Origin of the sequence: Fulvivirga kasyanovii, assembly GCF_009711405.1 — a bacterium.
Taxonomy (GTDB): domain Bacteria; phylum Bacteroidota; class Bacteroidia; order Cytophagales; family Cyclobacteriaceae; genus Fulvivirga; species Fulvivirga kasyanovii.
Window position 1 is genome coordinate 1 of the sequence record NZ_SMLW01000471.1, and the last position, 12,555, is coordinate 12,555.

The following is a 12,555-nucleotide window of genomic DNA, read 5'->3' on the forward strand; positions in this document are numbered from 1 at the left end:
AGTGTAGATACGCTTATTGAAAATGCCAAACAGGCTTTTCACCAGTGGAGAAAAATAGATGTTGAGGACAGGGCAGGGATTTTAATAGAATCATTAGAGAGGATAAAAGACCGTTTTTTTGAAATTGCCTATGCCACAATGCACACCACCGGCCAGGGATATATGATGGCTTTTCAGGCGTCAGGACCACATGCGGCTGACAGGGCACTTGAGGCTGTTGCAGCAGGTTATGAAGAGTTGAAGCGGTTCCCAAGTGGTGTTATTTGGGATAAACCAATGGGTAAATACAACATCAAGCTGGACAAAGAATGGCGTGCAGTACCTAAAGGCATAGGCCTTGTAATAGGTTGCTCTACTTTCCCTACATGGAATTCCGTTCCGGGAATATATGCCAGCCTTATCACCGGCAATCCTGTTCTTGTTAAGCCTCACCCTGGAGCGGTATTGCCTATCGCCATTTTTGTGGCTGAAATTCAAAAAGTACTGGTCGAAAACAATCTTGCCCCTAACATTTGTCAACTGGCTGTTGATAGCTACGACAAAATGATCTCCAAAGACCTGGCAGAGCATAAGGATGTGAAGGTCATTGACTTTACCGGTAATTCGGAGTTCGGAAGTTACCTTGAAAAACTTGAAGGGAAAGCCGTATTTACAGAGAAAACCGGTGTTAATTCTGCTATTATTGACTCTGTTGATGATGTGGACAAAGTGGCTGCTAATCTGGCTTTTTCATTGACATTGTATTCAGGGCAAATGTGTACCGCACCACAAAACTTTTATATACCTAAAGACGGTATTAATACACCCAACGGTAAGGTGAGTTTTGATGAATTTGCGCAAAAGCTTGTAGATAATATTAACGGATTGGTGGATAACCCAAAGGCAGGGCCGTTTGTGTTAGGTACAATACAAAATAAAAGAACATGTGACCGGGTAGATGAAGCCAAAAAGATAGGAGGAAAGGTATGGCTGGAGTCACGCAGCATAGAAAATCCCATGTTTAAAAACGCGAGAATTTCAACCCCGGTACTAATAGAAGTAGATGCTACCGATAAAGAAAAATTCAGTAAGGAACTCTTTGGGCCGATCGGTTTGCTCATTAAAACAAATGATACCGATCATTCCATAGCGTTGGCTAAAGAGATGGCCCTGAACCATGGTGCAATCTCCTGTGGTGCCTATACCAATGATCCGGATGTAAAGGAAAAAATAGCGGACGAAATGGCTCTTGCTGCTACGCCGGTGTCCTTTAATCTTGTAGGAGGTATTTATATGAATCAAAACGCCGGCTTTAGTGACTTCCATGTTACAGGAGGAAACCCAGCAGGTAATGCATCATTCACAAATCCGGAGTATGTGGTTAAAAGATTTACATGGGTAGGCCATCGCGAGCCTGCAAAAGTCTGATCGAATTTAAGTTGAAACTTAGCTATATGCCGGGGCAGGTTGTGCTGTCCCGGCTTTTTGTTTTTTTGCTCCGGGTGCAGCTTCTTGTGGTTTTTGTTCCTTAATCCGCCACTATTTGTATCTTTATGTCCGTTAAAACCAAGCATAAGAAACGATAAACATAACTATGAGCAAACTTGTAATTGGTAGCTTTGAGGAGTTTGAAAAATACCTGGGACAGGAGTTAGGAGTGTCTGATTACCTGAAAATCACCCAGGAGCAAATCAATAAATTCGCTGAAGCTACACTTGATCCGCAGTGGATCCATATTGACCCTGAACGTGCCGCTACCGAAAGCCCTTTTAAAAGCACAATAGCACACGGGTACCTGACCCTTGCCGTTGCTCCATATCTGTGGAAACAAATTGCCGAGTTCAAGAACGTTAAAATGATGATTAACTACGGCATCGAAAAATTAAAGTTTAATCAGCCGGTTTTGGTAAACAGCGAAGTAAGGCTTAGGGCCAAACTGCAGTCACTGCTTAATCTTCGAGGGGTAACAAAAGCACAATTGGACATCGAACTGGAAATAAAGGACAACAAAAAACCAGCTTTCTCAGGTTCACTGATCTTTTTGTATCATTTTGAGTAGCATTGTATAATAAACAAAAAATGATTAGGTTTGGAATAGGTTGTGAAGGGCAGCCTATTCCCACAAAAGATAAACTCACCCTTTGCCAATAATAAATACGGTTGTTAATTTTAATTTCCGCCAGATGTGGGAGGTGGCACTTTAGGAAATTATTATGCACAACTTAAAACCTGTCCGGCTAAATGAGCTAAAGCTTGAGGCCACTTTTCTTCTCAAAGACCTAAAAAATAATTCGAGACAAACCTCCGAGACTTTATCAAGGTTTAAGGTAATTCCGAGCCTTTTCAATAAAGCCGATACCCTGATAACCCAAGGCAAGCATGTAAAGTTAAAACATGCCTATCAGGTATTAGCTTTGGAGAGAGGCTTTAAAAACTGGTCTGACCTCAAGCATTTTGTGGTTGAGAAAGATTGCCTGTACCGGCCGCACCTCGTCCCATATGTTCATTCCTGGTTTAAACAATACCAATCTGCGATGGAGTATCATCAAAAGCATGGAGGCTATCTGTTGGCTTTCTGGGGTGATATTATCGTTTGCGGGGAGGAATATATAAAAGGCCTGGAATTGGATGTCTGTCAGGCAGAATGGCAGGCTGTAGCCTATGACTGGGTAAGGCCTATGGATCAAATGGCCTGGCAGGTTTTAAGTGAAAAGGCAAAATCCAACTATTTGAAATTATAACAAATCTCACATCAATCAATTACAGCTATGAAAAATCAAATTGGAAGAATGGTCATTCTGGTAGAAGATTATGATCAGGCACTTAATTTTTATCAATCAAATTTTGGGTTCAATATCCTTCACGATGTTACGACAGATGTAGGTCAGCGCTTTTTACATATAGGTACTGGTAAAACGGATGCCTTAGGGATCTGGTTTTTAAAAGCGGATGGAAAAAAGGAAAAGGAGAGAATTGGTAGTCAAACGGCGGGCCAGCCGGCTTTGGTTATTTATACCGATACACTTAAGGAACTGTATAACAAGTTAAAGGACAATGGAGTGAAAATGAAAACAGAACTCGTGATTACCCCAGAATATAAATTTTTTCATTGCTTCGACCTATACGGCAATGAGATAGTAGTGGTTCAATTGGATTAATATACAGGGTGCTTTAAAAGTCAATAGCTTTTAAGGCACTCTCATCGACCTTAACTAAAAGAACCATAGCTTAATAGCCAACCCAATGACCATTACTACAAGAAACCGTTTAATCCACTTATCACCACTTTTGACAGACCAGCGGCTACCGATCCAGGCGCCAGCGGAATTGCCAACCGCCAGGGTAAGGCCATAATACCAGTCGATAACGCCTTCGATAATGAAAACACCCAGCGACGAAAGCGTATAGATAAAAACGACCAGCACTTTGGCACTATTGGTTTTTACAAGGGTAAACCGGTTAATGCTGGTAAGTGCTGCCATAATGAGAAAACCAACACCAGCCTGGATGAACCCGCCGTATATACCCACAAAGAAAAATACAATGATCCCTATTATGGTTGATTTTTTGTCAGTGCGTTCTGCACTTGCCCCGACCACGGTTTTTTTGCTAAAAACGGTGGCCAGAACTACCAACACCATAATGATAGCAATGATCCTGTTGAAAAGTTCATCATTCAGGTTGACGGAAATTTTAGCACCTATTATTGCCCCAAAGAAAGCCGAGATACCCAGGTAAAGACTGTATGGATATGCTGATACGCCTTTGGATTTAAAACCCAAGACACCGAATATGTTCTGAGAGAAAATAGCGACCCGGTTTGAGGCATTGGCTACTGCAGGAGGTAGCCCCATAAATATTAAAACGGGCAGGCTGAGCAGTGACCCACCTCCGGCAACAGTATTAATGAAGCCCGCGACTAATCCGGTACCAATAAGGAGAACAAAGTCAAGAATATCCATAGCGAAAAATTATACTTCGCTAAACTAATCAGATTCCAGAATAAACCAGAATTACTTGCTGCTTAAAGAAAAATAGCAATTAAAATAAACCTTTTTTAAAGTACAACGTTAGGCATTATGATTGGTATTGATAGTATTACTATCATAAATGGAAGTAATGATAATGACGACCTTGAAACTTGATATGAACAGCAACCTGTACCTGCGTGATCCGCAGGAAACAGAGCTGGGCAGGAGGATACTGGAAGTAAGTATTGAAATGATCGATGAACTGGGGTTTGAAAAGTTCACTTTTAGAAAACTTGCAGCCAGAATAGAGTCTGCGGAACCTTCTATTTACAGGTATTTTGAAAACAAACACCGCTTGTTGGTTTACCTGATTGCCTGGTACTGGAATTGGCTGGCATACCGGATCGACTTTAATACCCAAAATATAACTACGCCCGCCGAAAAGTTAAAAATAGCCATTGATCTATTGGCACAAAAAAAGGAAAAGGACCCCCTGTTTCCATCTATTGATGAGGCAGCGCTGTATAGGATTGTAATAGCCGAATCGGACAAAACTTACCTGACCAAACAAGTGGATGATGACAATAAAGAAGGCCTGTTTCTTGGGTTTAAATCATTGTGCAAAAAAATAGCCGGATATGTTAAACTCGTTAACCCTGATTATGAATTTCCCCATACTTTGGTAAGTACCCTGATGCAGACGGCTCATCAGCAGTTGTTTTTTTCAGATCACCTCCCTTCCCTTACAGAGATCGGCAGGACCAATGAAAATATATATGATATGAACAAGCGATTCCTGACCGACATAGTTTTTAAAACCATAGACAAAGACCAGTTAAATTGATTTGATTAGCCTGATATGAATAATCAACATATTTTAAATACACTTCAGAAATCAGCCGCTTTACTCAAGCAGGATTTCGATGCAAGCAGCTTACAGGAGTTCAGCAATGCATATCGCGATTACGAGAGCAATAATGTGCAGGACTTTAAACGTGACCTTATTGAGGCAGGCAACAGGTTGAGGATCATTTATCTTGATAATCAGCTTTCTACTGATTCGTTTGCGGGTTTTCTGAATGATGTCGAAATCCCAATTGTAGCTTTTGTTGTAAAAGGGAAGGATAAATACCCAGTGATTTTCTTCAAGAAGAAGGGGAAGAGGTATTTTGAAATTATTGATGAGAAAAATGCAGACCCGGAATTACTAACCGTGGATAATCAGCCGGAGTTGTACAAGGATCAGGCAGGGAAAGTAGTTTTTTTAGGTGTTTTCTCTTATAAAAGCCTGGTTAGTGACGATCCTGATGAAGGAGAAAGAGTTAAACCGTTTACTCCATTTAAGAGGCTGATCCGGTTACTGTCTGAGGAAAAAAAGGATATTTCCTATATCTATGTATATGCTGTATTTATAGGCCTTATCAGCTTGTCACTTCCCCTGGGTATTCAGGCTGTGGTTTCGTTAATCTCCGGAGGGGTGTTTTTCAGTTCGGTATATGTGCTGATTACACTTGTGATTATAGCAGTACTCGCAGGAGGTGGTCTTCAGGTTATGCAGATAACTCTTGTGGAGTACCTGCAGCGCCGTGTATTCATTAAAGCCGCCTTCGAATTTGCTTTCCGCGTCCCGCGCATTAAAGCAGAAGCACTTTTGAAGTATCATGCGCCTGAATTGATGAACCGTTTTTTTGATGTCCTGACTATTCAGAAGGGGTTACCAAAACTATTGATTGACCTTTCCTCAGGGGTTATCCAGATTGTTTTTGGGTTGCTTTTGCTATCGTTCTACCACCCGTTCTTTGTTTTCTTTGGGCTTTTCCTGCTGGCTACACTCGGCGGCATTTTCTATGCAACCGGAAGTAAAGGATTGGCATCGTCGATGAAAGAATCCAAATATAAGTATCAGGTAGTGCATTGGCTTGAAGAACTTGCCCGTACCATCAATAGTTTTAAATTGTCAGGTAACACCAGTCTGCCTATGAAGCGCACGGATACAAATGCTAATAATTACCTGAAATACAGGAAAGTGCACTTTAATGTACTGGTACAGCAATACTCATTTATCGTCCTTTTTAAAGCATTGGTTATCGGCGGGGTTTTAATTATTGGTACTATTCTGGTCGTACAGCGAGAAATTACCCTTGGTCAGTTTGTTGCCTCCGAGGTAATTATAATCCTCATTGTGAGTAGTGTAGAGAAAATCATTATGTATATGGATGTGGTCTACGATGTTCTTACTGCAGTGGATAAAATATCCCAGGTTACAGATCTGCCTTTGGAGCGCAGTGGAGGTCTAACTTTTCCAAGAGGCTTTGATACAGGGTTTGAGATCAAGGTTAAAGAATTGTCTTACAAATTTCCGGATAACCATGACTACACCCTGAAAGATATTGACCTGTTCGTTAAAAAAGGGGAAAGGGTTTGTATTGCCGGTACCGGTGGCTCCGGAAAAACGGTGCTGACCAATGTTATTTCTGGTTTGCTGACTGAGTTTCAGGGAGTGGTTACGATCAATAACTTTTCAGTGCGGGATCTTGACCTGAATAACCTCAGGGACAGGGTGGGGAAAAACGTTTCCCAGGAAGACATATTTGAGGGCACCATACTGGACAATGTACTGCTGGCCAAGCCTTACGCTAAGCCGGAGGATGCCATATGGGCTCTTGAGAAGGTAGGAGCGATCGATGCTGTCAATGCCATGCCTCATGGATTGGATACGCCCGTGATCAGTGGCGGAAAAGGGTTGCCCAGCAGTCTTGTAAATAAGCTGATACTGGCCAGGTGCCTCGCTAAACATCCGTCCCTGCTTATCCTTAACGACTTTTTCAGTGGCTTTAGCAGGCCGGAGCGTATGGCGCTGATGACCATGCTTATTCAGCCAGAAAATCCATGGACGATGTGGGTGGTGTCTAACGACCCGCTCGTAATGGCAGCCTGTGACAGGATAATTGTGTTAAGTAAAGGCAGGCTAGCGGCTCAGGGATCATTTGAAGAGCTGGTAAATAATGGTGCACTTAAAGATATTCTGAACTAAGATGTTGAATTTATCATCCATATCAATTAAAAAACGAGTGAAGGAAGATGAGCTGTACACGCTCAAAACCCTTAAAACACCGGATGCAGGAAAAGTACTTGCAAAATGGTTACTGGGCTTTATGGCACTGTTTGTTATTTGTCTCTTTTTGCCCTGGCAGCAAAACATCAGGGGGGAAGGTAAAGTTACTGCACTTACACCGGAGAACCGGCCTCAAACTGTAGAGAGTGCAATAGCCGGAAGGATCAATGAGTGGAAAGTTATGGAAGGGGAATATGTTGAAAAAGGAGATACCATTCTGACCCTCTCGGAGATCAAGGACAAATACTTTGACCCTAAGCTTCTGGAGCGATTGAGTGAACAGCTTACGGCAAAAGAAAATGCTTTGGAGTCCAAAAGGGATAAGGTAAATGCCTTGCGGGACCAGATCATTGCTTTGAAAGAGGCCATGGATGTAAAGCTGAACCAGGCGAAGAACAAGTTTTTGCAGGCAAAACTCAAGTTGACCAGTGACAGTGTGGATTTTCAGGCTGAAAAGGTCAGGTATGCCAACTTTGAGAACCAGTACGAGAGAAATAAGGTCCTCTATGAGGCAGGAAACATAGCGCTTACCAAATTTCAGGATATCGAATCCAAGCTGCAGGAAAGTAAAATGAAACTCGTGTCAGCCGAAAATAAATTCTTGCAAAGTAAAGCTGAGGTGATCAATGCCAAAATTAATATAGCCGGAGTAACTGCAGAATATCAGGATAAAATTAATAAAGCAGAGTCTGACAGAAATGCCACGCTTTCTGAAGTGTATGAGTCAGAGGCTGAGATTGCCAAGCTAAAAAATGAAATTGCAAACATGCAGATCCGAAGTCAGCAGTACTACCTGCAGGCACCTCAGAGCGGCTATATTGTACAGGCTTTGAAAGCAGGTATAGGAGAGACCATCAAAGAAGGAGAGCCTGTCGTTTCTATTATCCCTGAGTCTTTAGATAAGGCCGTTGAGCTTTATGTAAAAGCGATGGATATTCCCCTTATATCCAAAGGAAGGCAAGTGAGGGTGGAATTTGATGGCTGGCCGGCTTTGCAGTTTTCAGGTTGGCCGAGTGTTTCCGTAGGTACTTTCGGCGGTGTAGTGAAGGTTATAGACCGTGTAAATACTAAAAACGGGAAATTCAGAATACTGGTAACGCCGGACCCGAACGATGAAGAGTGGCCTGAGCAGGTACGGCTCGGCTCCGGTGCTAAAGGCTGGATTATGCTTGATGACGTACCGCTTTGGTATGAAATCTGGCGACAGCTCAACGGTTTCCCTCCAAGTCTTTACGAGAATCAAACAGAACAGCCAGAAGAGAAGAAGAATGAAAAATAATATCCTTATTTATCTGCTTTGCCTGATGCCGGTTGCCGGGGTTGCCCAGCCGGAGGATAGTGTTATTTTCTCCTATACAGACTTTCATCAGTTGATTATGGAGAACCATCCCATAGTTAAGCAGGCGAGGCTGTTATCCGACCAGGCTGTTCAGGAGTTGAGAATGGCGCGTGGAGGCTTTGATCCTAAAATAGAAGTGACCTGGAATAAAAAGTCATTTAAGGATACCGAATATTATAACACATTTAAAGGAGCTTTAAAAATACCGGTCTGGTTTCCCGTTAGCCCTGAGATCGGCATCGAACAAAACTCAGGAGAATACCTTAACCCCGAAAAATATATTTCAGAGACTGCCGACTATCGGCAGGTTTATGGAGGGGTGTCTGTAACAGTAGGTAGAGGTTTGTTTATTGATGAGCGCAGGGCGGTAGTGAAGCAAGCGCTTGTTTTTCAGGAGATGGCAGAGTACGAGCAGGTAAAGCTTATCAATAAGCTCCTGCTTACGGCATCAGTGGATTACTGGGAGTGGTATTATGCCTATAATAATTACAGGCTGGCCGAGCAGGGTATCGACATCGCCAGTGATATATTTGACCGGACACGGATGGCGTTTCAATATGGCGAAGTGGCAGCCATTGATACTGTTCAGGCATTCATCACCTGGCAAAAGAGAAAAATAGAGTTTCAGCAGGCAGATGTTGAAAGAATGAATGCCGCTTTGAAGTTATCCAATCATTTGTGGACAGCCTCGGGTATGCCACTTGAACTACAGGATAGTGCCATTCCGGAGGTAGTGATGCTAACCGGTACATCAGAGGAGGAACTCACCAGACTATTGGATTTGGCCAGGACCAACCACCCGGAACTACGAAAGCTTGAGCTCAAAAATGAAGTGTTGCAAATAGATCAACGGCTTGCAAGGGAAAACCTGAAACCCAGGTTGGACGTGGGGTATTACCTGCTCGACCAACCTTTTAATGCCGACGGAGATCAAACCGATGTAAGTCTGGATAACAACTATAAAGTTGGGTTGAACTTTTCATTTCCGCTTTTTCTGCGCAAGGAGCGGGCAAAAATAAATCAGGTAGAGCTAAAAATCAGCGATAATAATTATGAGCGTGACTTTCGGGAACGCGAGCTGATCAATGAGATTAACAGCCACTACAACCAGTTGGTCAATACTATTCAAATTGCCACAAATCAGCAGCAAATGGTGGCCGGTTATAATGCCATAGTTGCGGCCGAGAGATTAAACCTGCAAAATGGAGAGAGCGATCTTTTTAAGCTTAACCTGCAGGTGGATAAGTTGATAGAAGCAAGAAGTAAGCTGCTTAAGCTCAATACAACTTATAAAAAGAATGAAGCTTATTTGTATTGGTCAGCCGGGGTACCTACTCCATTAAAATGATTTTTGAATTAAATAATATTAATTTATATATAATAACGTTATGGTTGGGTAATTAATATTTAAACAATACTGGTTGATTAGGAGGGTTGGGAATTTAAACTTTTGAAAATGAAAAATTACCTGCTTTTATTGCTTCTCTTAAATAGTACTTTGATTTTCTCTCAACCCACTCAAAAACACAGTTATGAAAAGCGATTGGTACAGTTTTCCGTGGCTCCGGGACTGGGTAGCAATGGGTTGCACCCTGGAAGGTACATCAATTATTTTTCTCTCAATTTGACCTCGGGCTATTCCGCAGCTAATGCGCTAATAGAAGTAGGAGGGTTTTCTAATTTAAATACGGATTATACCAGAGGTCTTCAATTTGCCGCTCTTGTTAATATAACGGGGGGTAATGCTTTTGCAAGAATGTCAGTTAAGGAGGTGAAAAAGTATGAAAAGGAATTTGAAGCTAATCTTCAAGGGGCGCAATTTTCAGGGCTTGCGAACATTACGCTTACCAATGTTTTCGGGCTTCAGGCCTCCGGTGGAGTAAACTTGTGTGGCAATGCTTTGTTTGGGCTGCAAATGGCAGGTATGGCCAATGTTGTGAAAAATTACTCCTTCGGGGTGCAGGTCGCCGGTATCTATAATTCATCTGTTAATGCTATGGACGGCGTTCAGATTGCTTCACTCCTCAATTTTACCGGTGGTAAACTTCAGGGGGGCCAGTTTGGTATGATCAATAGCGCACAATTAATAGAAGGTAAGAATTCGCTAAACAAAACCTCAGCGACAGGTTTGCAAGTAGGTCTGGTGAACCGAGCAGCAAAAATGAATGGCTTTCAGATCGGATTGATAAATTTTGGAGGCCAGATGCAGGGTACACAGTTAGGGTTAATTAATTTTTACAGAGGAGGTAAATCTGCCGATACCCGGGACGGAACTTCTATTGGTCTGCTAAATATTGGGCAATCATATAATATTCAGCTTTATGCAGATGAGTTATTTAAAACCAATTATGTAATCTCAACAGGAACCGGCAAGAATTTTAGAAAACTCGATGCTAATAAATGGGTCTATATTCAAAACCTGTTAATTTTTGGTTATAACCCTGATTTTTTGGAGCGGGATCATACGCAATGGGCTCTGGGTTATGGGCTGCACCGGATGGTATTTAATCGATCTGCTACACCCGGCATGAATGAATTTATGTTTGTTAGTACAGGTGTTGAACTGCTACACTATAATAAAGGCAAGGAGATTAATGAGAATCTCAACCTGCTTTCGCGATTTAAAGTCTCTTTTGGTAGCCGTTTGCATCAGAAAGTATCTAATCTTTATTTGTTTGGAGGGGTGGCCTATAATATCCTGATGGCCAATAAGGATATCCAGGTGGCACAGACTTTTTTGGCAGAAGAGTCAACGTCAAAGGATACAATCATTAAGCGGTGGGCAGGGCTTCATTTTGGAGTAATGTTTCATTAGAAAGATTGTTTGTATTGTTGAGTTTACCTGACCCGGGCTTTTCGTACAATTCTGGCAAACAGTCCAGGCAGGAACCTCTTGAGGTATACCCCATAGATTTCTCTTCCTCCAATATAAACTTCGTTTTTCCCTGATTCAACCGCCCGGATCATCTTTCGTGCAAACACATCTGCCGGCATACCATGAGCCTGTGCATTGTCCATTTGGTTAAGCTTTTCTCCTTTTTCAGTGAGGGCGTTTACTGAAACGTTGGTTCTAATGAAGCCCGGGCAAACTATGGTCACCTTAATATTACTGCTATACATTTCAGCACGCAACGAATCAAAAAAGCCATGCAAGGCATGCTTTGAAGCACTATACCCTGACCGGTACGGCGTTCCGAATTTACCGACTAGGCTAGTAACTACTACATAGTGGCCTTCTTTCCGGTTTATGAAATGCGGCAACAGATGCTTGGTGAGCTCAACAGTTCCAAAGTAATTGACCTCCATGAGCCTCCGGTCAACCTCAGGATCAGTATCCTTGGCCAAAGAGCGCTGGCTTATGCCACCGTTATTGATCAGAATATCGATATGGCCGAACATCTGGATAGCAGCCTCGGTAGTCAACTTCAAGGTATCCCGCTGCCCGAGGTCAAGCGGCAGGATTTGAATGTGCTCTTCCTTGCCCTCACAGGATGTCCTCACACGTTCAAGCTCTTCCCTTCTTCTGGAAGAAAGGATCAGCCGGGCACCCTTTTTTGCCAAAGCATAGGCCAGTGCTTCTCCAATGCCAGACGAAGCCCCGGTTATCCAGATTACCTTATTCTTAATATTCATAGCTCTGACATCGTTCAGCCAATCCCGGGAATTATTTCCTTTTGTAAGTTACGAAATCAAATGCATATGCATGTTTGTCATCCGTGCCATGAGGGATACGCTCCGTTTCTTCCCACGCCGAATGATCAAATTCAGGAAAGAAGGCATCACCTTCAAAAGACGCTTTGATTTCAGTCAGGTACATAATGTCGGCGACATCGAGGCCTAGTTTATAGATCTCGCCGCCTCCGATAATAAAAACCTCTTCTTCACGGTTGGCCTCAGCCAGCTCGAGGGCCTCTTCCAGGTTATGCACCACATGTGCGCCTTCTATCTCAAGGCCTTTTTGCCGGGTCATTACAATATTCGTTCGGTTAGGCAGTGGCCGGAATTTATGTGGAATAGACTCATAGTTTTTTCTTCCCATAACCACATGGTGGCCAGAGGTCTTGGTCATAAAAAACTTCATGTCATCCGGTAAATTCCATACAAGGTCATTGTCCTTGCCTATAACGTTGTTCTCTGCAACAGCAGCGATC

General features: G+C 42.6%; 12 protein-coding genes. 9 read left to right on the forward strand and 3 right to left on the reverse strand.

Translation table 11 applies throughout. The annotated features are described in order from the left end of the window. The 4 genes from E1163_RS08465 to E1163_RS08480 all read left to right on the forward strand — a co-directional run. The coding region (locus E1163_RS08465; RefSeq protein ID WP_155171004.1) for an aldehyde dehydrogenase family protein at positions 1-1,407 on the forward strand (1,407 nt) is incomplete at its 5' end. A 166-nt stretch (positions 1,408-1,573) separates the two neighbouring features. Next, positions 1,574-2,038, forward strand: coding sequence for a MaoC family dehydratase (locus E1163_RS08470; protein ID WP_155171005.1), 465 nt, complete (start codon positions 1,574-1,576; stop codon positions 2,036-2,038). A 154-nt stretch (positions 2,039-2,192) separates the two neighbouring features. Beyond that, entirely contained in the window at positions 2,193-2,720 is a 528-nt protein-coding gene (locus E1163_RS08475; RefSeq protein ID WP_155171006.1) for a hypothetical protein, read from the forward strand. A 27-nt stretch (positions 2,721-2,747) separates the two neighbouring features. After that, a complete protein-coding gene (locus tag E1163_RS08480) occupies positions 2,748-3,137 on the forward strand; it encodes a VOC family protein (RefSeq protein WP_155171007.1) in 390 nt (129 codons plus the stop codon). 54 nt (positions 3,138-3,191) lie between these two features. On the opposite strand, the gene E1163_RS08485 is transcribed toward E1163_RS08480, so the two are convergent. Continuing rightward, positions 3,192-3,941 carry a sulfite exporter TauE/SafE family protein gene (locus E1163_RS08485; RefSeq protein ID WP_155171008.1) on the reverse strand — a complete coding sequence of 250 codons (750 nt, stop codon included), beginning with the start codon at positions 3,939-3,941 and terminating at the stop codon, positions 3,192-3,194. Between the two features lie 148 nt (positions 3,942-4,089). Here E1163_RS08485 and E1163_RS08490 point away from each other — a divergent pair, with 148 nt between their 5' ends. The 5 genes from E1163_RS08490 (at position 4,090) to E1163_RS08510 (ending at position 11,219) form a co-directional block, all read left to right on the forward strand. After that, positions 4,090-4,794 (forward strand): TetR/AcrR family transcriptional regulator, encoded by a 705-nt coding sequence (locus tag E1163_RS08490; protein WP_246223568.1) that lies wholly within the window; start codon positions 4,090-4,092, stop codon positions 4,792-4,794. Positions 4,795-4,809: 15 nt separating this feature from the next. Beyond that, positions 4,810-6,984 carry a peptidase domain-containing ABC transporter gene (locus E1163_RS08495; protein ID WP_155171009.1) on the forward strand — a complete coding sequence of 725 codons (2,175 nt, stop codon included), beginning with the start codon at positions 4,810-4,812 and terminating at the stop codon, positions 6,982-6,984. Position 6,985: 1 nt separating this feature from the next. Beyond that, positions 6,986-8,344 carry an HlyD family secretion protein gene (locus E1163_RS08500; protein WP_155171010.1) on the forward strand — a complete coding sequence of 453 codons (1,359 nt, stop codon included), beginning with the start codon at positions 6,986-6,988 and terminating at the stop codon, positions 8,342-8,344. Then, entirely contained in the window at positions 8,334-9,752 is a 1,419-nt protein-coding gene (locus E1163_RS08505; RefSeq protein ID WP_185156022.1) for a TolC family protein, read from the forward strand. Before E1163_RS08500 ends, E1163_RS08505 begins: the two co-directional genes overlap by 11 nt. 108 nt (positions 9,753-9,860) lie before the next feature. Further along, positions 9,861-11,219 carry an LA_2272 family surface repeat-containing protein gene (locus E1163_RS08510; RefSeq protein ID WP_155171012.1) on the forward strand — a complete coding sequence of 453 codons (1,359 nt, stop codon included), beginning with the start codon at positions 9,861-9,863 and terminating at the stop codon, positions 11,217-11,219. Between the two features lie 23 nt (positions 11,220-11,242). Here the strand turns inward: E1163_RS08510 and E1163_RS08515 are convergent, their stop codons facing one another. Next, a complete protein-coding gene (locus E1163_RS08515) occupies positions 11,243-12,037 on the reverse strand; it encodes an SDR family oxidoreductase (RefSeq protein ID WP_155171013.1) in 795 nt (264 codons plus the stop codon). A gap of 31 nt (positions 12,038-12,068) precedes the next feature. After that, positions 12,069-12,554 carry a dihydrofolate reductase gene (locus tag E1163_RS08520; protein ID WP_343033787.1) on the reverse strand — a complete coding sequence of 162 codons (486 nt, stop codon included), beginning with the start codon at positions 12,552-12,554 and terminating at the stop codon, positions 12,069-12,071. Position 12,555 lies beyond the last annotated feature (1 nt).

Bases quoted from the DNA above. Each gene is read 5' to 3' on its own strand.
- E1163_RS08500 (WP_155171010.1), top strand. From the start codon at position 6,986: ATGTTGAATTTATCATCCATATCAATTAAAAAACGAGTGAAGGAAGAT.
- E1163_RS08495 (WP_155171009.1), top strand. From the start codon at position 4,810: ATGAATAATCAACATATTTTAAATACACTTCAGAAATCAGCCGCTTTA.
- E1163_RS08485 (WP_155171008.1), bottom strand. From the start codon at position 3,941: ATGGATATTCTTGACTTTGTTCTCCTTATTGGTACCGGATTAGTCGCG.
- E1163_RS08490 (WP_246223568.1), top strand. From the start codon at position 4,090: ATGGAAGTAATGATAATGACGACCTTGAAACTTGATATGAACAGCAAC.
- E1163_RS08505 (WP_185156022.1), top strand. From the start codon at position 8,334: ATGAAAAATAATATCCTTATTTATCTGCTTTGCCTGATGCCGGTTGCC.
- E1163_RS08475 (WP_155171006.1), top strand. From the start codon at position 2,193: ATGCACAACTTAAAACCTGTCCGGCTAAATGAGCTAAAGCTTGAGGCC.
- E1163_RS08510 (WP_155171012.1), top strand. From the start codon at position 9,861: ATGAAAAATTACCTGCTTTTATTGCTTCTCTTAAATAGTACTTTGATT.
- E1163_RS08515 (WP_155171013.1), bottom strand. From the start codon at position 12,037: ATGAATATTAAGAATAAGGTAATCTGGATAACCGGGGCTTCGTCTGGC.
- E1163_RS08470 (WP_155171005.1), top strand. From the start codon at position 1,574: ATGAGCAAACTTGTAATTGGTAGCTTTGAGGAGTTTGAAAAATACCTG.
- E1163_RS08480 (WP_155171007.1), top strand. From the start codon at position 2,748: ATGAAAAATCAAATTGGAAGAATGGTCATTCTGGTAGAAGATTATGAT.